Below are 18044 nucleotides of genomic sequence, written 5' to 3'. Positions count from 1 at the left end.
AGGCGCTCAGTACGCCCCTCTCAGGGTCAGCGTAACGCTGCGCGGTTCACCATAAAAGTTGTAGATATTGGGGGTACCGACTGAGGCGTAGTAGGTGCGGTCCAGCAGGTTGTTGATGTGCAGATCGACGCTGTGCTGCTTGTCCAGTTGGTAGCCGATACGGCCGTTGACCACGGCATAACCACTGTTCACCAGTTCGTCGCGCCAACCCCGTGAACTCTGTGTTGCGCCGTTGGCCAGTAGGCCAAGGCCGACGCTGAACCCCGCCAGGGCGCTCTGCTCGTCAAAGCGGTAGTTGCTCCACAGCTTGAGCTGGTCCTTGGGCGTCTGGATCGAGTAGGTCCGCCCCTGGTTCTGCCGGGCTTGCAGGTAGCGCGTTTCCAGACGGGTGTAGCCTGCCGTCAGGTCAAGCCCAGCGGCAGGCTTGCCACTGACCTCCAGCTCCCAACCCTCGCTCTCTACCTCGCCGGCGTTCAGGTAGAAGTTGTCGTTTGGATAAGCCGGATCGGCATAGGCACGGTTTTCGTCGCGAAGATTGAACCAGGCCAGCGACAGCCCCAGGCGCCCTTCCAGCCATTCGGTTTTACTGCCGACTTCATATTGGCGGCCTTCGCGCGGCTTGAGCACACTGCCATCCGCCTTCAGTTGGGTTTGCGGTACAAAAATGTCGGTATAGCTGGTGTACAAGGTGATGTTCGGGTTCAACTCATACAGCAAGCCAGCATAGGGGCTGATCTGCTGATCGGCCTCAGCACCCTGTCGCCAATCAGTGGCTTTGGATGGCGCAACGGCGCGGGTACGGCTGCTGAACGTCGTGGTGCGAGCCCCCAGTACCAGCGTCAAGGGGTCGGCAAGGCTAATGTTCAGCCGGGAATAAAGACCGTACTGTTCGGTTTCACTCTCTGAGCCCGAGGTGTATGCAATCGCTGGTTCGGGCAGATCGTCGAGCCCGTCAAAGGTTGTGCTCCCGCCCACACCACGCCCCGAGCGGCCACGGCTGTTGTACACCTCGGCGTTGGCGCCCAGCAGCAGGTTGTGGGTACGCCCCAGCAAGGCAAACGGCCCGCTCAAGAACACGTCCATGCCTTCGCGGGTGTAGTTGTAGGCACCGCGCATGCTGCTGTAGCGGAGGGTATCGGTCAGCGGCGCCAGGCCCGAGGAGGCATAGGCATACTGGTAGTGCTGGTACTGTTCACGACGGTTGAACGCGCCCTTGAGTACCCATTCGTTATCGAAGCGATGTTCAAGGCTGGCCGACCACTCATGGGTGTCGTAGCTCAGCCGCCCCCAGTCGGGGGCATGAAAGGTTGAGCGCGACACATCCAGCAATTGGTAATGCCCCTTGGCGTCCACGACGTCATACGCCGGTAAGCCGGACCATGGCGCTTGCACCTGCTGCTCTTGGGTGCTGTAGGAAACGTCCAGCGTGGTCTGCGGGTCCAGGTCGAAAGCAAGGGCGGCCATCCCCAGCCATTTGTCACTGCGGGTTCGATCGTAGAAGTATTGGCGATCCTCACTCGACAGCACCAGACGACCGCGCACGCTCCCGCTGTCATTCAACGGCCCGGTGATGTCGCCCTCACGACGGTAGGTATCCCAGGAACCGGCAGAGAGTGCCCAGTTGGCGGCGAAATGATCCAGCGGCCGCTTTTTCACCAGATTGACCACACCGCCCGGCTCTCCTGCGCCCTGGAGCAGGCCGGACGGCCCCCGGAGCACTTCGATACGCTCGTACAAAGGCAGATCGAACTGGTTGGACGGGGTCATGCCGTTGAACGAAGGCACACCGTCGTACATCACGCCCAGCGCATAGCCTCGGGACAAATACTGGTAACTCAAGGTGTCGTTGGCGATCAGGGTGACGCCGGTCACCTGCTGCATCGCGTCGGGAACACTGACCATGCCCTGGTCGTCCATCTGCTGACGCGTCACCACACTGACGGACTGGGGAACCTCTCGTGGGCTGAGCGGGGTTTTATTGAATCCAGTGACGGTTTCGGCTTTGTAGCCGGGCTCACGCTGGCCGACGACAGTGGTTTCCGGCAAGGCCAGTGGTTGCTCGGCAGCCGTGCTGAATACGCTGATCAGTAATAGGGACCAGCCCAGTGGCGCGGGGCCAGGAAGTTGTTTGAAAGCCATGGAGGTGCTCGCTAGGATAATCTGGCGGCAGGCGTCCGGCATGCTCCACAAAGCGCTGATACAACCCTCTGGATGGCGCCAGCGACTACCCTGTCAACGGACGGCGCGACTGTAGAGCGTCATGGCCTGCCGCTAAAACTGCGACAGGCTGCCGCATGGTGTGATCGTGTTGGCCAGAGCGCGCGTTCGTGTCACTGCCCTCAGGTTTTTTGACCGCCCACTGCAACCGCGCGCAAACGCGCTGCGTCGTTCTGTCGCGGGCTGGACGTCCTGCTGATGGCGACCTTGCGCAGGCAATGACGGCTCAGTGCTTGTGCTTCCAGGGGTCGGAAAACCGTGGGTCGTTGAGCAACGTCTCATCGGTCAGGGACTTTAGAAAGGCCAGTAGATCCTCCTTTTCCTCATCGCTGAGGCCGATCCTGGCTATCAGGCCGCTTTTGTGTGGATTGAGCCGCCCATCCCCTTGGTCGGGGCCAGACCGAATCACCCGACCGCCCTCGGAATAGAAGTCGATCACCGCCTCCAGGCTGGCGATGCTGCCATCGTGCATGTAAGGCCCGGTAACCGCGACGTTGCGCAGGCCGGGGGCACGAAAGGCGCCCATGTCCTCGGGCTTGGCGGTGCTTTCGTATAAACCCCGGTTGGGAAAAGGGAAACCTCCGGCGGCATCGATGTTGTAGAGCCCGGTGTTATGAAACGGCGTTTCCACCACACGGCTCCCGGCATGTACCACCTGATCGTTGAAATTGAAGCTGCCGTGACAGTGATGGCATTCCGCTCGTTCGCCAAAGAACAGCGTCATGCCCCGTTGCTCTGCGGCGCTCAAGGCCTGCTTACCCTGCAGGTAACGGTCATAGCGGCTGTCCACCGAGACAAGGGTGCGCTGGAACGCTGAAATCGCCTTGATGATTGAGGCCATGTTCAGCGGGGCAGCCTGATCGGGAAACGCCTGCCGGAACAGCGGCAGGTACAAAGGATCGTCACGCAGGCGCTGAAGGATCTGTGCACGATTGTTGTCATTGACCCCCATCTCGATCGGGTCATCACCAAACAGCGGTATTTCCATCTGTCGCTCCAGCGACACGATCGCAGGCGCAGCCCAGTTGTAAGTGGCATTCCACGCACTGTTGGCCAGGCTGGGCGCATTTCTGTGGGTCAACTGCCCGGCCATGCCCTCCGAGCGCGCACGACCATCGGTAAACGCCCGATCTGGATGGTGGCAAGAGGCGCATGAACGGCTGCCGTCGGCAGACAACCGGGTATCGAAGAACAACCACCGCCCCAACTCGACTTTGGCCGTCGACATCGGGTTGTCTGCGGGTACCCGAGGTTCCGGCACATGGGATGGCAGGTTCCATGACCACGTTTGCGCCATCACCGGCAGCGCTGCGCCGATGCCGACAAGCACACCCAGCCGCATCGCCAGCCGATAAACACTCATGGCGTGGGCTGTACACTGAAGGCTGGCCGTGCGCCTGGCGCCCGTGGCGCAGCCAAATGCTCAAGTACCGCCACACATTCAGGATCGCCTGGGCCGCTCATGCAGCCCACTGCCCCACCCTCATCCCTGGACAGATGGCTGCCTTGAAACAGCGCGGCCAGGTCCAGTGTGACCACCTGTTTACTCGGCTCAAATCCATTCATGCGTAAGGCAACACGGTTGCCACGCGGACAAGACACGGTCTGCCCGGTAACCGGGTTGCCTGTGCAACCGGTCGAGCCCAGGTGTACATACCAGGTGGCGGCCTTCGATCCATCGGCTTTGCTCACCCCGCCTTCGGGATCGACCTCGATCTTGGCGAACTTGCGCCCGACCTGCCAGCTCCAGCCCATGGCCGCCACGTCCAGTGGCGGGCCTTCCAGTTCAGTGCTGGTGTGGTTCAAGGCCTCTGGCACACCCACGGTAAAGGCCAGCCCGGTGTAGCGCCCGGCAGGTACCGTGCCCACGACCGTGGTGTTGGTGCCGGGCGTACCGCCCCTGCAATGGCCGGTACCGTCCTCAAAATCGAGTAAGGCAACCTGAGTGTTTTGCCAATCACTGGGGCTTAATCGCAGGGGGACCTGCCGCCCGGCGTCATCGATCAACGCAACGTCTTGAACATAGACCCGCGCATCCTTTAACCACACGCGTTTTTGATCGCGCCCCAATGGCCCGAACAGCGTCCCACAGTGCACTGGCCGCCCAGCAGCCATCAGTGAAAACCCAATGGTCACTGGCTGCACCTCTGCCGCTTCTGGCGTGTTGCCCACGCAGCCTGACAGCCACGCCAGCACAACGAAAACGATACTCAACGTTAATGAACGCATCAGGTGTGGCTCCTGGAACATAAAAAATGCCAGGGTCATGACAGCCCCCTGGCATTCAGTGCCGCGACGTACCCTGCCAAGAGCACTCCACGCGTCGTCCAGGACTCTAGCATGAGGCTGCTTTGGCACTGACCTGCGACATCCCGCCACGGTCAGGTCACGCCAGAGCGTCCCAGGCAAGCGGCTTCATGAAGCGCTGCCTGGGATGCGGCAGCCTGTCGCACAGAGGCAACAGGCGGGTTTACCCATGACCTGCACGGCGAGCCTTGCTCACGGAATCGGCAACCACCTGCGAAATCCCGTGCCGCCCTTGCCGGTCAACGGACACCAGGCAAAGTCCCACGGTACCGGCGGGAACTCCTCCTGTTCAGGGTCGAGCCCGAGAGCAGGACGAGGCGCTACCTTCCAATCGAAGAGCATCTGCGCTGAACCTTGCCAGGCCAGGACCAGCCCCCGCGCCAAGCTGTCATCGGTATTGATCCAACGCGCCGCCGCGGCACTCATAAAGGACTCGATATGCGCTTCGTTGATCCGCGCCTGATACTGAGACCCGAGCAGCCAGCGACATACACTCAGGTAATACGTCCAGTTCAGTGGCGGATGATTGCGGTAAGCCCAGGTCATGAAACCACGAAAGATATTCAGGCCATCCGGGGGGTCAAGCTTAAGCAGCGCCGGGCATACGTCGAACAACGTGTGCCAGTACGGCAGCAAACGGGCATCCAGGTGCACGAAGCTGCGCGCGTTACTGGGGTAGTCGGGAAATGGCAGCAGAAAATCCCCTTTTTTCCCCAGCCGGGCAGCCTTGCTAACCAATCGAGAGGCGCCTGACGGCACCGCTAGCGCTCGCATGCCAGCCTCCCCGATGGGCGATTCAAACCTTCAATACCATGAGCCATGTTGTGCTCCTTACCCTGTCAGCATTAACCCTGGACACACCACGTCAGGGAGCCAGCCGCCGTAGCGAACAGGCCACGCCCGATTCGGGTGTGCAGAAAAAATCGGTCATGCGTGACGAGCAGGAGAGGCTCGGGGGTTGATCGATGGCCAGCGGGCACGGGGCGATACCCAGAACAATGGCGGTGTGAATGGCCGCGGTGACGCCGCGCTGACACCGACTAACGCCACCGACGCTGGCGGAATGAATACGGCTTCGAGCGTCTGAGAACAGCAGCAATGAACCTGCTCGGCCTTGCCCTCAGAGGATGGCCGCTGTGTATCGAGCGCAAGCGGGGTCTGTTGCACGCTGCCCGCCGAGCAAAAGCTGCCCGTCAGCAGTTGCTCAATGCTCAACGAACCCAAAGCACCGGCCATCGGCAACGCCATGACCTTGAGCACAATAGCCAGAAACGCCGCGACCCAGACATTCTGCTGACTGGCGTTACTCATTCCACCCTTCATGCAACACCCTATGGATGATGACGATCAAACACCCGCCCCCACGCTGCGGCGCATTGGCGACAGCAAGGCGAATAGCGGACGAAGGCCTACAGCGGTCTCCGGCCAATAAGGCCGTCCGCTTGCGAGCGTTACATCAGAGGGGATGCGCGAGGATTGGCCGAGGGCCAGGAATAACGCGGGGGGGCTTTGCAGCGTTGCTCACGGTCGGGAGGTTGTGTTTGCCCCATCCGCAGCAGCCAACTCAGACAGAACAGCAAGGCGATGCCAAGGGTGATCGCGGAGCAGATCGGACAAGCAAAACTGGCGCCCCAGCCGCTGGCCGAAGGGTTGCCGATGTCGGTGCTCATGCTGGGGGCCTTGCTGTCGAGGGAGGCGCAAAACTGCCCACCCAGGCCATTGAGTTCCAGGCCCATCACCTGCCCATGCCCCAAACCGCAGGCGAACACATTGAACAGAACGCTGAAATACAGCATCCATGCAATGAGTGAGCGGTCTGAGCGGGCGAGTTTCATGGCGGCGACTTTACCATCGAACCGCCAGGAGGCTGAAGCGCGACTTGGGTCGAACAGACCGGAGAGAAAACCAATGCTCGCTATTTTCTATCACGCGCTACGTCCCTGTAAGTCCTCGGCAACTCCCCTGTCCATTGCCGAAACGCGCGGGTGAACGCCGAAGGCTCAGAAAAACCCAGCACCTGGGAGACAAGACTGATCGACATGGACGTCTGGCTCAAATAATGGATCGCCATGTCCCGACGCACACCATCCTTGAGCCGTTGAAACTGGCTTCCCTCGGCCGCGAGCTTGCGCCTCAGTGTTCTGTCGGTGAGGTGCAACTCAAGCGCAGCATGTTGAATCGTGGCTTCAGCCAGATTCTCCGAGCGCTCCAGGTAATCCAGCACCCGCCGTGTATAGACGGGGTAGTAGGCTGGACGCGTAAACCAGTCGAATGGCGCTCTCTTCAAATGAATCCTGAGGGCCTCGGGTGTCTGTACCAGCGGCGCCGTGAGTGCCGCCGCATCGAACACCAGGCACGTCACCGGCTGGTCGAACTTCGCCGGGCAGGGAAACATCAAGCGGTACTCGGTCAGGTGCTTGGGGGCCGGATGGTCAAACGCGACATGCTTCAGCGAAATCCGCTGGCCAATCAACCAGCTTGGAAAGCGATGCCACAGCAGCAGTAAAAAACCTCTGAGCAGGAAGTCCGGGTCTTGTGCCGGGTCCTTGAGCTTCATCGAAAAAATCGCGTCATCACCGACGACCTCAAGCGACAGGTGCAAGGAGTCATTCACCACATTGTAGAAATGGCTCAGCTTGTAATACACCGAGTGCAGGTTGCGTGAATGAACGACCTGCTTGGCCATGATGGCGAATACACCCTGCCGGCACCGCTGCGCCCCCATGCCTAGAAATTCGTCATCGGCCAGGCGCCAGACCGCCCGCATCAAGCGGCTGAATTGATCAGGCGTAATGCGCAAGTGGGCATTGTCCAACATGCGTCGGTTGAGGCCCGCTTCATTGAGCAGCACTGCCTCGTCAAGTTGAAGGCGGCGCCCGGCGTTCATGAGCATTCGGGCGAAATGAATAGAAATGGAATAGCGCTCTATACCCATCGAAGACAGATTCCTGCAACACATCGGCGAAGTCTACCGCCATACCGCTGTCCGTTTATGTCTATTTTTCGACTGGTTTCGTTATTGTCGCCAAGGGGCCTTCCAATAGAAGGTAGCCACCGCCTGCAGACACCCGCCTGATACGGGTAAAACGCTGCCATTCCCTGACAATTCCCAAGGAACCCGTCTGTGCACGTGCACGTCGTAAAAGCAGTTACAGCGCCCCGGACAGATGCCCTTCACCTGAAGAACCGCACGCTAAACGAGTGGCTTCCCCCCCTGCTACATACCCTTGGCTGCACGACATGGGCACCTCGACGACGGAAAGCCCTACCGATGCGCGCCAACTGCCGTACAGGCTTCCGGGCTCACGCTGCACCTGAGCGCACCACTGCACACGCCGAACCACGGCCATTGGCAAGGCTTGTGAGTGCTTGGCGGTTGGGCAAAGAGGCGCCTGGAATATGGCCAATTTGGTCGATTACGGGCGAAACAAACCGAACCCCGACATTCCGCTGAGCCATACCCAATCCCCCACAACGTTACCCAGACGTTTGCCTTTCCTGCGGCGTGAACAGCAGGACGGCCTGACGCATCGTTTTAAAGAGGAAGTCTTAATGAGTGAATACGCCCACCCCTATCGCGACAGCGAGTTCGTCCTGCAGGAACTGGTCGACGTTGAAGCCTTGTGCGCTTCGGCACACCGGGATGACATCAATGACGAACTGGTGTCCGCCATTCTGGCCGAAGCCGGTCGTCTGGGCTCTGGCGTACTGGCCCCACTCAACAGGACGGGAGACACCCATGGCGCACAGCTGGGCGAGCAAGGCGTCCAGGAAACCCCCGGTTTTGCCGACGCCTACCAACAATTCCAGGCCGGTGGCTGGCCTTCGCTGACTGCCGCAGAAGCGTGGGGTGGCCAAAACCTGCCTAACGTGATCGGCACTGCCGTCAATGAGATCTGGCACTCGGCCAACATGGCCTTCGCACTCTGCCCCATGCTGACTCAGGGCGCGATTGAGGCCATCGCCCACCATGGCTCGCCGGCCTTGCGTGAAGCCTATCTTCCCCCATTGGTCAGCGGCGAATGGACCGGCACCATGAACCTCACTGAACCGGATGCCGGTTCAGATCTGGCCGCCATCAAGAGCCGTGCGATCCCCCACGCAGACCACTACCTGATCAGCGGGCAGAAAATCTTCATCACCTGGGGCGACCACCAGATGACGAAGAACATCGTTCACCTGGTACTGGCCCGGCTGCCGGATGCACCGGCCGGCGTGAAAGGTATTTCGCTGTTCGTCGTACCTAAATTCTTGCTTGATGCGCAGGGTCAGCCTGGCACGCTTAACGATGCCCGCTGCATTTCTCTGGAGCACAAGCTGGGCATCCACGGCAGCCCGACCTGTGTCATGAGTTTTGGCGACAACGGTGGGGCCATCGGTTATCTGGTGGGAGAACCGCATCAAGGTCTGGCGTGCATGTTCACCATGATGAACCACGCCCGTCAAAGCGTTGGCCTGCAAGGCCTGGCCATCTCCGAACGTGCCTACCAGCAAGCCTTGCAGTACGCAAAAGACCGCCTGCAAGGAACACGCAAGGACGGTAGCCGCTTCTCGATCATCCACTTCCCGGATGTGCGGCGCATGCTCTTGCAGATGAAGTCGTCCATCGAGGCAATGCGGGCACTGGCACTGGTGGCCGCCGCTGAAGTGGACCGTACCGCCTGCGCGCCTGACGCAGACACGGCACAGGTTCATCAGGGTCGCGTCGACCTGCTTACACCTATCGTCAAAGGCTGGCTGACCGAGATGGCACAAGAGGTGACCGCCCTCGGCGTGCAGATCCACGGCGGCATGGGGTTTATCGAAGAAACCGGCGCCGCCCAGCATTACCGTGACGCCCGTATCCTGACCATTTATGAAGGCACCACCGGCATCCAGGCACTTGACCTGGTCGGGCGCAAGACACTGCTCAACGAAGGCACGTTGATCACCCGCTTGCTGGACGAGATCGGCGAAACCGTTGCTTTGCTGCAACGTTCGACGCACCTCGCCAATCAGGCTGCGGCACTGGAAGGCGCCTTGGGCGCTGGCCGACAGGCCCTGCGCATACTCCTCGACAATGCGAAAGACGACGCGCACCTGGCGGGCAGCATCAGCGTGAACTTCATGATGCTGTTCGGCTATCTCTGCGGCGGTTGGCTGATGGCTCGCTCGGCCTTGAGCGCACAAGCCCGGCTGGACGCGGGCAATGGCGATCCTCAGTTCCTGAACGCCAAGCAGGTCACTGCCGACTTCTATGCCGAGCAACTACTGCCTCGCGTGCATGCACTTCTGATTGCCATCGGCAGCGGCAGCAAAAGCATCATGGCCCTGGACAACGATCAGTTCTGAATCGCGTTTATGTACGTCCCCCGGTAGCGGCTGGTACTGCGAGCCACAACGGCGGCCTTTAAAGGTCGCCGTACTTTTGCAACATGACGTAGCGATACCCACCTTGACCGCCTTGGCCTCCCCTTCTGCCCATACCCACCAACAGTCAAGCGAGCAGCGCTTCGCAACGGCCCTGCTGAGTACAGACGCGAGCACCTATTGGGCACTTGATACCCGGTAACCCATCTATTTCTCCTTACATTTGAGGTACCCCCATGCATGCTTCGCGTATTCGAATGGCTTCCTTGCACGAAAAAATCATCAGTGCCACACAGGCGGCGCTGCTCATCAAAGACGGCATGACCCTCGGCATGAGTGGTTTTGGCGGTGCCGGCGACGCCAAGGCAGTCCCCTTGGCGCTGATCGAGCAAGCCAGGAGCACGCCACTGAAAATCAACCTGATTACCGGCGCCAGCCTTGGCGGGGGGCTGGATGGGAAGATGGCCGAAGCCGGCCTGGTGGCACGGCGGATGCCCTTTCAGGGCGATGCCATACTTCGCAAAGCCATCAACGAAGGGCGCGTGGTGTTCATCGACCAACACCTCTCGGAAGTGGTCGAGCAGATGCGCGATGGTTCCCTGCCCACGCCGGATATTGCAATTGTCGAAGCGGTCTCCATCACCGAACAGGGGCATATCGTACCCACGTCTTCCGTGGGCAACTCGGCAAGCCTTGCCCTGGCGGCCAAGCAGGTGATCGTCGAGCTCAACCTGGCAAGCAACCCGAACTTCGAGGGGTTGCATGACATCTACCTGCCTGAAGATCGCCCCCACCGTGGCCCGATCCCCATTCGCCAATCAAACGAGCGCATAGGTAGCCCGGCGATCGAAATTGATCCGTCACGCATTGCCGGCATCGTCATCTGCAACACACCCGAGGCGGCCGTGACCATGTTGCCGCCTGACCATGACACACAGGCCATCGCCGACCACTTGGTGCGGTTCTTCGAGCAAGAGGTGGAGTTGGGGCGTCTGCCAAGAAACCTGGCGCCGTTGCAGGTGGGCGTGGGGTCGATTGCCAACGCCGTGATGAGTGGCCTGATCCACGCGCCCTTCAACGATCTGGTGCAATACTCCGAAGTCCTGCAGGACTCCACGTTTGACCTGCTTGACGCCGGCAAGCTGAAATTTGCCTCGGGATGTTCCATCACCCTGTCTGGGCCATGCGGCGAGCGAGTCTTCGGTAACCTGGAAAAGTACGCTGACCGTCTGGTGTTGCGCCCACAAGAAGTATCCAATCACCCGGAAGTCATTCGGCGCCTGGGGCTCATCGCAATCAACACCGCGCTGGAGTTCGATCTCTACGGCAACGTCAACTCCACGCACGTCTGCGGCACACAGATGATGAACGGCATTGGCGGTTCCGGGGACTTTGCCCGCAACGCCCGCCTGTCGATATTCGTGACCAAGTCAACTGCCAAGGACGGGAACATTTCACGCGTAGTGCCTATGGTCAGCCACGTCGACCACACCGAACACGACGTCGATATTCTGGTCACTGAGCATGGGTTGGCTGACTTGAGGGGCCTCGCACCTCGAGAGCGGGCACGGGTCATTATTGATCACTGCGTACACCCGGACTATCGCGAGGCCCTCGCGGACTACTTCAGCGCTGCCTGCCTGCTGGGCGGACATACCCCGCATGACCTGAGCCAGGCGTTGAGCTGGCATGTACGCTTGAACAACACAGGCAGCATGCAACAACCCAACTGACGCCGTGGCACACCGCTGCGGCAGTAATGCTCGCACGACAACTGAGCGGCCATACCCAGGCCGTTCGGTTCCGCAGTAAACCCCGTCACCCGCGCAGCACCGCCTGCGTGCTGTTCGATCCCGAACAGCCATTCAGCACTTTGTCTTGTCCAGTGCTTCCAGCCTTATCGCAAAATAAACCTAAGCCATTGTTTTAAAAGCATTTTTAAACATGGCACGGTTCTCGCCATATTCCTCTCAGCCTAGCAATGTGCCGTCCACTCCTGATCGTTGAGTGGCCGCTCGAGCTGTACATGCCTTGAAGAGGAATACGATGAAATTTCTGAAAATTCTGTTCAGCACCGCGTTGTTGTTTAGCGCCAACACCTACGCCAGCGACGACGTCCCGTCATTGGCAGGCAAACGCATCGCCATCAGCATGACCGGCACCAGTCACTACTTCGATGTGAAGGCGTTTCAGGCTCAGGTCGATGAGGTGAAGCGGCTGGGCGGCATCCCCATAACGCTGGATGCGGGCCGAAACGACAAAAACCTGGTCACCCAACTGCAGACCGTGGTTACTCAGAAGCCTGATGCCGTGATTCAGACGCTGGGTACGCTGAGCGTGATCGACCCTTGGCTCAAACGCATCAAGGCCGCCGGCATCCCGCTGTTCACCATCGATGCGCCCTCGCAGTACAGCATCAACAACACCACCTCGGACAACTACGCAGCAGGCCGCTTGTTGGCGGAGCAACTGGTCAAGGATACCGGCGGCAAGGGCAACATCCTGGTGTTCAACGGTTTCTATGGCGTACCGGTGTGCCGTATTCGTTACGACGAACTGATCAAGGCTCTGGCCGAGCACCCGGGCTTGAAGGTGCTTCAACCCGAGCTGCGTGACGTCATCCCCAACACCGTACAAGACGCGCGTTCGCAGGTCGCCGCCTTGCTCAACAAGTACCCCAAGGGTGAGATCGCGGCCATCTGGTCGGCCTGGGACATCCCGCAACTGGGCGCCAGCCAGGCGCTGATCGATGCCGGGCGAACCGAAATCAAGACCTACGGTGTCGACGGCACCCCCGAAGTGCTCGACCTGATACAGCGAGACGACTCCCCAGTCGGCGCTGTGGTGGCCCAGCAACCCGTCCTGATTGGAAAAACGGCGGTACAGAATGTCGCCCGTTACCTGGCCGGGCAAAAGGACCTGCCCAAGGAAACCCACGTTTCCACGCTGCTGACCACCGCGAACAACCTGAACGAAATGCAGCAACTGCGAGGTGACCAATGAGCCAGAACCGTGATTTCGACATCGGCCGACGCGCCCTGCTGGGTGCTGGCGTTACTCTGGCTGCCGGCCTGGGCCTTTCTTCCCTGGCGCGCGCCGCCACCCCGAGCGGCGCCGCCAGCGACGACTCGGCCGTGCCCTCGCTGGCGGGCAAACGCATCGCCATCAGCACCGTGGGCACCAGCATCTACTTCGACAGCCGCGCCTTCGCCGCGCAGGTCGAAGAAGTGAAAAGGCTGGGCGGAACCCCCATCACCCTGGATGCTGGGCGCAACGACAAGGCCATGGTCACCCAGCTACAGAACCTGGTCACTCAGAAGCCCGATGCGGTGATCCACACGCTGGGCACCTTGAGCATCATCGACCCCTGGTTCAAACGTATTGCAGCAGCCGGTATACCGTTGTTCACCATCGAGGTGCCTTCGCAGTACGCCATCAATACCATCTCGGCGGACAACTGGAGCACGGGCCTGATCCTGGCCAAGAAGCTGGTGGCAGACCTGCGCGGCAAGGGACGCGTGCTGGTATTCAATGGCTTTTATGGCGTGCCGAGCTGCGGTATTCGTTACGACCAGTTGAAGCTCGTGACCAAGTTCTACCCGCAGATCGAGTTCATTGAACCGGAACTGCGTGATGCCATCCCCAACACCGTGCAGGACGCCCGCAGTCAGGTAGCGGCGTTGCTGAACAAGTACCCCAAGGGCGAGATCGATGCCATCTGGGCGGCTTGGGACTTGCCACAACTGGGTGCCAGCCAGGCGCTGATCGATGCCGGGCGCACCGAGATCAAGACCTACGGCGTCGACGGCACACCGGAAGTACTGGACCTGCTGAAGCGACCCGATACGCCAGTGGCCGCAGTGGTTTCGCAACAACCCGCGTTGATCGGACGCCTGGCAGTGCAGAACGTCGCCCGTTACCTGGCAGGTGAGCACGACCTGCCCAAGGAAACCTTCGTCGAGACACTGCTGACCACCGCGAACAATGTCGACGACGTTCGTCGTATTCGGGGTGATGCGTGAACAGGATACCTGCCCTGGAGCTTCGCAATCTGACCAAACAGTTCGGCGTCACCCGGGCGTTGGACGGTGCCAGCCTGCGGGTAGACCGGGGCAGCGTACATGGCCTGGTGGGTGAAAACGGTGCCGGAAAATCGACCCTGATCAAGGTACTCGCCGGGATTCACCGCCCGGATGCCGGCAGCCTGTGGTTGGACGGCCAGCAGTACACGCACTTTACCCCGCGCCAGGTAGCACGCCTTGGCATTCAGTTCATTCATCAGGAGCGTTTGCTGCCCGCCAGTTTCACCGTCGGTGAAGCACTGTTCTTTGGACAGGAAATACACCATGGCCCCTTCGTCAATCGTCGCGCGCAACAACGGGAGGCTGAGCGCCTGCTAAACGAGTGTTTCGATCTGCAGCTGCCACCGGGTGCATTGATCGGCGAGCTGAGCAGTGCCGAGCAACAGGTCGTACAGATCACCCGCGCGTTGGTCGCCAAACCCAAGGTGCTGGTGTTCGACGAACCCAGCGTAGCGCTGGTGCAACGTGAGGTTGAACAACTGCTGCGCATCGTCAAGCGTTTGCGTGATCAAGGGCTGGCGATCATCTATATCTCTCACTACCTGCAAGAGATCGAACACTTATGTGATCGGGTGACGGTGTTGCGCAATGGCCGTGATGTGGCCGAGGTGGACCCGCGCAGCACATCGTTGGCGGAGATTACTCGGCTGATGGTCAACCGCGACGTGGCCGAGATGTACCCCAAACAGCCCGTTGCCCTTGGCGAACCCTTGCTGCAGGTGAAAGGCCTGCAAAAAAACCCTGCCTATCGCGATATCAACCTGCTGGTTCGGCGAGGCGAGATCGTCGGCCTGACGGGGTTGGTGGGTTCTGGCGCCAAGGAGCTGCTGAAAAGCCTGTTCGGCCTGGCCCCGGCGCAACACGGTGAAATTCGCCTGAACGGGCAGCGTGTCGAGCTGAACAGCACCCATCAGGCCGTGGGCGAAGGCATTGCGCTGCTGCCCGAGGAGCGCCGGCGCCAGGGCGTGGCACTGGACCTGTCCGTTCAGGAAAACAGCACCCTGGCCAGCTTGTCACGCTTCACCCGGCTCGGGCTGCTCTCGGGGGGGCGTGAGCAGCATGAAACCCAGGCCCTGATTGAGCGTCTGCTGATCAAGACCTCCGGGCCGCACGCCAGGGTGCGCCAGCTCAGCGGTGGCAATCAGCAGAAAGTGGCACTGGCCAAGTGGCTGAGCAGGCAGTCGACCCTCTACCTGCTGGACGAGCCCAGCGTCGGTATCGACATCGGCGCGAAAGTCGAGATCTATCGTCTGATCGGAAAACTGGTGGAGCAAGGGGCCGGGGTGTTGCTGCTCTCCTCCGACCTGCCGGAGCTGCTCGGCCTGTGCGACCGCATCTATGTCATGCACCGAGGGTCCATCGTTGCCCACCGCGAGGCCGCTGAACTCGATAGCGACACACTGCTGGCGCTTGCATCAGGAACTCATCATCAGCAGGAAACCAAACATGTCCACTGATCTGTCCTTGGTCGGGGCCCCGACCTTGCCAGCCGCGAACCGCTGGCAATTGAAACTGCTGCGCCATGGCGCCTCACTGGCGTTCCTGACGATCCTGCTGGTGTTTGCCGCAACCGCGCCGAACTTCCTCTCGCCCACCAACCTCTCGAATGTCGTTGCCCAGTCAGCGATCCTCGGCATACTCGCGTTCGGGCTGACCCTCGTGATCATCGGTGGCGGCTCCAACGTCGTGTCCGGCGGGCTGGACCTGTCTCTGGCGGCCAATCTGGGGCTGTCGGCGGCGGTCTATGCCACGCTGAACAATGCTGGCGCCAGCGCTGCCAGCAGCATCGCCCTGACCCTGGCATGTGGCTTGGCTATCGGCGCGCTGAACGGTCTGGTCGTGGTCGGCCTGCGCCTGCCGCCGCTGTTGGCGACACTGGCCAGCATGAACCTGATTGCCGGCCTGGAGCTGGTACTGACGGAAAACACGGTTCTGCCGACGGACTCGCCGCTGCTGGATCTGCTCAGTTTCGGTCAATGGCTGGGGCAACCGGCATTGGCCTGGGTGTTCCTCGTGGTTGCGTTGCTGTTGACGCTGCTGACCCAATTCAGTCGTTACGGCCTGCGCCTCTACGCCGTTGGCGAATACCCCGAGGCGGCGACGGCGGCGGGCCTACCCGTGGCGAGCTATCAGTTCTCCAGCTATCTGCTCAGTGGCCTGTGCGGCAGCCTGGCCTCTTTTTGTTCAGCCGCCTGGTTCAGCGGCAGCACCACCGGTTCGGGAGAGATGCTGCTGTCGGTTGTGGCCATCGCGTTTCTCGGCAGCGTGTTTTCCCAACGCCTGCGCCCCAGCATCACCGGTACATTGCTGGCCACCTTGCTGGTAGGTTTTCTGGTCAATGGTTTCCAACTGCTGAACATTTCCAGCTTTTGGGTCAACGGCGTACAGGGCGTGTTGATTCTGTTAGTCGTTGCCAGTTCAAGCCTGCTGCGTGGGAGCGTCTGAAATGAGCCAGCCAACTGTCGTACTACCCGGTACCGCATCCGTATCGATCAGCAGCCAATGGCTACGTCTGGTACTGCCAGCGTTGTTCCTGGCACTGCTGGTATTTTTCGCGGTCAATGCCCCCGGCTTTCTCAGTGTGGGCAACCTCAGCAGTGTGTTGCTGAACAACTTCGTTCTCCTGGCCATCGTCGCCATCGGCATGACACTGGCGATCAGCGCTGGCGGTATCGATCTGTCAGTGAGCGTAGCCTTGGACCTGGCTGCGCTAACGTTCGTCGTAGCGCTCAACGCCGGCGTTGGGCTTCCACTGGCCGTATTGGCCGCGATGCTGGTTGGCGGCCTTACCGGCGTGTTCAACGCGGTGTTGATCAGCGGGCTGCGTATTTCGCCCTTCCTGGCCACGCTCGGTACGCTGTTCATCGGCACGAGTGTGCAGCAGCTGCTTTCCGATGGTGGTCAACCGATCTACCTGGCTACGGACGTACGCCCTGCCCTGGCAAACGTCGTCTTTCTTGGTCTACCGCTGCCGCTGCTGATCGTTGCCATTCTGGCGACGGCCTATGGCGTTGTGCTCGCCAAAGGCCGTATTGGCCGTCAGGTCCTGGCGATTGGCGAGCAGTCAGAGGTCGCACGCTACAGCGGCGTACCGGTGCAGCGCATCACCGCCCAGGTGTTCATCGCATGCGCCCTGGCCTGCTCAGTCGCGGGCATTCTGCTGACCAGCACAGTGAATGCCTATGTGCCCATGTCAGGAAACGCGTTTCTGATCAATGCAATCGGCGCCGTATTCATCGGCACCACCCTCAACCGCCATGGGCGGGCCAACGTGCCGGGTACACTGCTGGGCGTACTCTTCCTGAACATCACCGCCAATGGCCTGCTGCTGATCGGCTGGAACTTCTACTGGCAGCAGGTGGCTACCGGCGCACTGATTTTGCTGGTGCTGTCGTTCAGCTACCTCGGGCGCCGCGTGTTCAAGGACCGATCCTGACTGTTTACGAACAGGCGATGGCATCCAAACAACCTTTCGAGGTGTCCGAAACCAGTTGACCACTACACACCGCCTGCGTTCGACCTTCTGAAGGGACAATTTGGCGGTGTCTGTAGGTTCAGCGCGTGAAAAAGCAAAGCCGAAAAGCCCAACACATTCGCGGACGAGCGAAGCCGCGAGCATCTGCTTCTCAGTGCGCGGAATGTCAGGCGCCGCAGGACGTCCCTTCAGGAGGCTGAGTGGAGTCATCGCGTAGTGGGGTGCGAGGCAGGGATGCCTCGCAAGTGCTGATGGGCCATGGATGGCCCGTCGGCGCGTCCACACGGGAGCGATGGCGTAAGGAAGGCACCCGAAGCGCAGCGTAGGGCCGGATGTCGGGACAGGGCGTTTTGCCCACTTTTGCGCCCTATCAAAAGTGGGTCGCCGTAAAAGGCGAAACCAGCCGGTGGTGCCGCTGCAGGGAATGGATATGTTCACGAGGTGGGTGCCAACAACCACAAACATGCATTGCCCCTGATGACGGCAGGCATATCCGTTTGCGATGTCGGGTTTGATGCCCCGTTCCGCCTTTACGGCGTGTCACTTTTGTCGGGGTGTATGGACCGGACACATGGTGGACACGTGTGCGGAGACATGGTGGACACTTTTCGGCA

Annotated in this window: 14 protein-coding genes; 7 read left to right on the top strand and 7 right to left on the bottom strand. The window is 60.5% G+C overall.

Annotated elements, in window-relative coordinates; translation table 11 throughout:
• Positions 1-6 precede the first annotated feature (6 nt).
• From IE038_RS22055 to IE038_RS22025, 7 genes are all read right to left on the bottom strand, one after another.
• The gene (locus tag IE038_RS22055) at positions 7-2139 is read right to left on the bottom strand and encodes a TonB-dependent siderophore receptor (protein ID WP_229775721.1); all 2133 of its coding nucleotides are present in this window, start codon (positions 2137-2139) and stop codon (positions 7-9) included.
• Positions 2140-2443: 304 nt separating this feature from the next.
• Entirely contained in the window at positions 2444-3580 is a 1137-nt protein-coding gene (locus tag IE038_RS22050) for a methanobactin export MATE transporter MbnM (protein ID WP_229775720.1), read from the bottom strand.
• Entirely contained in the window at positions 3577-4446 is an 870-nt protein-coding gene (locus IE038_RS22045; protein ID WP_163932250.1) for an MbnP family copper-binding protein, read from the bottom strand. Before IE038_RS22045 ends, IE038_RS22050 begins: the two co-directional genes overlap by 4 nt.
• 270 nt (positions 4447-4716) lie before the next feature.
• Positions 4717-5298, bottom strand: coding sequence for a putative natural product biosynthesis protein (locus tag IE038_RS22040; protein WP_163932247.1), 582 nt, complete (start codon positions 5296-5298; stop codon positions 4717-4719).
• Between the two features lie 153 nt (positions 5299-5451).
• The gene (locus IE038_RS22035) at positions 5452-5835 is read right to left on the bottom strand and encodes a DUF2946 family protein (protein ID WP_229775719.1); all 384 of its coding nucleotides are present in this window, start codon (positions 5833-5835) and stop codon (positions 5452-5454) included.
• 140 nt (positions 5836-5975) lie between these two features.
• Positions 5976-6359, bottom strand: a complete 384-nt coding sequence (locus tag IE038_RS22030) for a DUF2946 domain-containing protein (RefSeq protein WP_189396284.1) — start codon at positions 6357-6359, stop codon at positions 5976-5978.
• Positions 6360-6439: 80 nt separating this feature from the next.
• Entirely contained in the window at positions 6440-7411 is a 972-nt protein-coding gene (locus IE038_RS22025; RefSeq protein WP_229775718.1) for an AraC family transcriptional regulator, read from the bottom strand.
• Between the two features lie 665 nt (positions 7412-8076).
• On the opposite strand from IE038_RS22025, the gene IE038_RS22020 reads away from it, so the two are divergent.
• The 7 genes from IE038_RS22020 to IE038_RS21990 all read left to right on the top strand — a co-directional run bounded on the left by IE038_RS22020 (position 8077) and on the right by IE038_RS21990 (position 17391).
• Positions 8077-9855 (top strand): acyl-CoA dehydrogenase family protein, encoded by a 1779-nt coding sequence (locus IE038_RS22020; protein ID WP_189396283.1) that lies wholly within the window; start codon positions 8077-8079, stop codon positions 9853-9855.
• Between the two features lie 254 nt (positions 9856-10109).
• Positions 10110-11606 carry a succinyl-CoA:acetate CoA-transferase ScpC gene (scpC, locus tag IE038_RS22015; RefSeq protein ID WP_163932233.1) on the top strand — a complete coding sequence of 499 codons (1497 nt, stop codon included), beginning with the start codon at positions 10110-10112 and terminating at the stop codon, positions 11604-11606.
• 313 nt (positions 11607-11919) lie between these two features.
• The gene (locus tag IE038_RS22010; protein ID WP_189396282.1) at positions 11920-12876 is read left to right on the top strand and encodes a sugar ABC transporter substrate-binding protein; all 957 of its coding nucleotides are present in this window, start codon (positions 11920-11922) and stop codon (positions 12874-12876) included.
• Positions 12873-13895 carry a sugar ABC transporter substrate-binding protein gene (locus IE038_RS22005; RefSeq protein ID WP_189396281.1) on the top strand — a complete coding sequence of 341 codons (1023 nt, stop codon included), beginning with the start codon at positions 12873-12875 and terminating at the stop codon, positions 13893-13895. Before IE038_RS22010 ends, IE038_RS22005 begins: the two co-directional genes overlap by 4 nt.
• Positions 13896-13900: 5 nt before the next feature.
• A complete protein-coding gene (locus tag IE038_RS22000; RefSeq protein WP_189396290.1) occupies positions 13901-15412 on the top strand; it encodes a sugar ABC transporter ATP-binding protein in 1512 nt (503 codons plus the stop codon).
• Positions 15402-16400, top strand: a complete 999-nt coding sequence (locus tag IE038_RS21995; protein WP_189396280.1) for an ABC transporter permease — start codon at positions 15402-15404, stop codon at positions 16398-16400. The genes IE038_RS22000 and IE038_RS21995 overlap by 11 nt, the downstream gene beginning before the upstream one ends.
• 1 nt (position 16401) lies before the next feature.
• Entirely contained in the window at positions 16402-17391 is a 990-nt protein-coding gene (locus IE038_RS21990; RefSeq protein ID WP_163939829.1) for an ABC transporter permease, read from the top strand.
• Positions 17392-18044: the final 653 nt, after the last annotated feature.

Source organism: Pseudomonas laurentiana, assembly GCF_014648275.1.
GTDB classification, from domain to species: Bacteria; Pseudomonadota; Gammaproteobacteria; order Pseudomonadales; family Pseudomonadaceae; genus Aquipseudomonas; species Aquipseudomonas laurentiana.
This window is presented reverse-complemented; position numbering and strand designations above follow the sequence as displayed.

Coding starts and splice junctions, on each gene's coding strand:
- IE038_RS21990 (WP_163939829.1), top strand. CDS start 16,402: ATGAGCCAGCCAACTGTCGTACTACCCGGTACCGCATCCGTATCGATC.
- IE038_RS22050 (WP_229775720.1), bottom strand. CDS start 3,580: ATGAGTGTTTATCGGCTGGCGATGCGGCTGGGTGTGCTTGTCGGCATC.
- IE038_RS22030 (WP_189396284.1), bottom strand. CDS start 6,359: ATGAAACTCGCCCGCTCAGACCGCTCACTCATTGCATGGATGCTGTAT.
- IE038_RS22035 (WP_229775719.1), bottom strand. CDS start 5,835: ATGAGTAACGCCAGTCAGCAGAATGTCTGGGTCGCGGCGTTTCTGGCT.
- IE038_RS22020 (WP_189396283.1), top strand. CDS start 8,077: ATGAGTGAATACGCCCACCCCTATCGCGACAGCGAGTTCGTCCTGCAG.
- IE038_RS22045 (WP_163932250.1), bottom strand. CDS start 4,446: ATGCGTTCATTAACGTTGAGTATCGTTTTCGTTGTGCTGGCGTGGCTG.
- IE038_RS22005 (WP_189396281.1), top strand. CDS start 12,873: ATGAGCCAGAACCGTGATTTCGACATCGGCCGACGCGCCCTGCTGGGT.
- scpC (WP_163932233.1), top strand. CDS start 10,110: ATGCATGCTTCGCGTATTCGAATGGCTTCCTTGCACGAAAAAATCATC.
- IE038_RS22040 (WP_163932247.1), bottom strand. CDS start 5,298: ATGCGAGCGCTAGCGGTGCCGTCAGGCGCCTCTCGATTGGTTAGCAAG.
- IE038_RS22025 (WP_229775718.1), bottom strand. CDS start 7,411: ATGAACGCCGGGCGCCGCCTTCAACTTGACGAGGCAGTGCTGCTCAAT.
- IE038_RS21995 (WP_189396280.1), top strand. CDS start 15,402: ATGTCCACTGATCTGTCCTTGGTCGGGGCCCCGACCTTGCCAGCCGCG.
- IE038_RS22010 (WP_189396282.1), top strand. CDS start 11,920: ATGAAATTTCTGAAAATTCTGTTCAGCACCGCGTTGTTGTTTAGCGCC.
- IE038_RS22055 (WP_229775721.1), bottom strand. CDS start 2,139: ATGGCTTTCAAACAACTTCCTGGCCCCGCGCCACTGGGCTGGTCCCTA.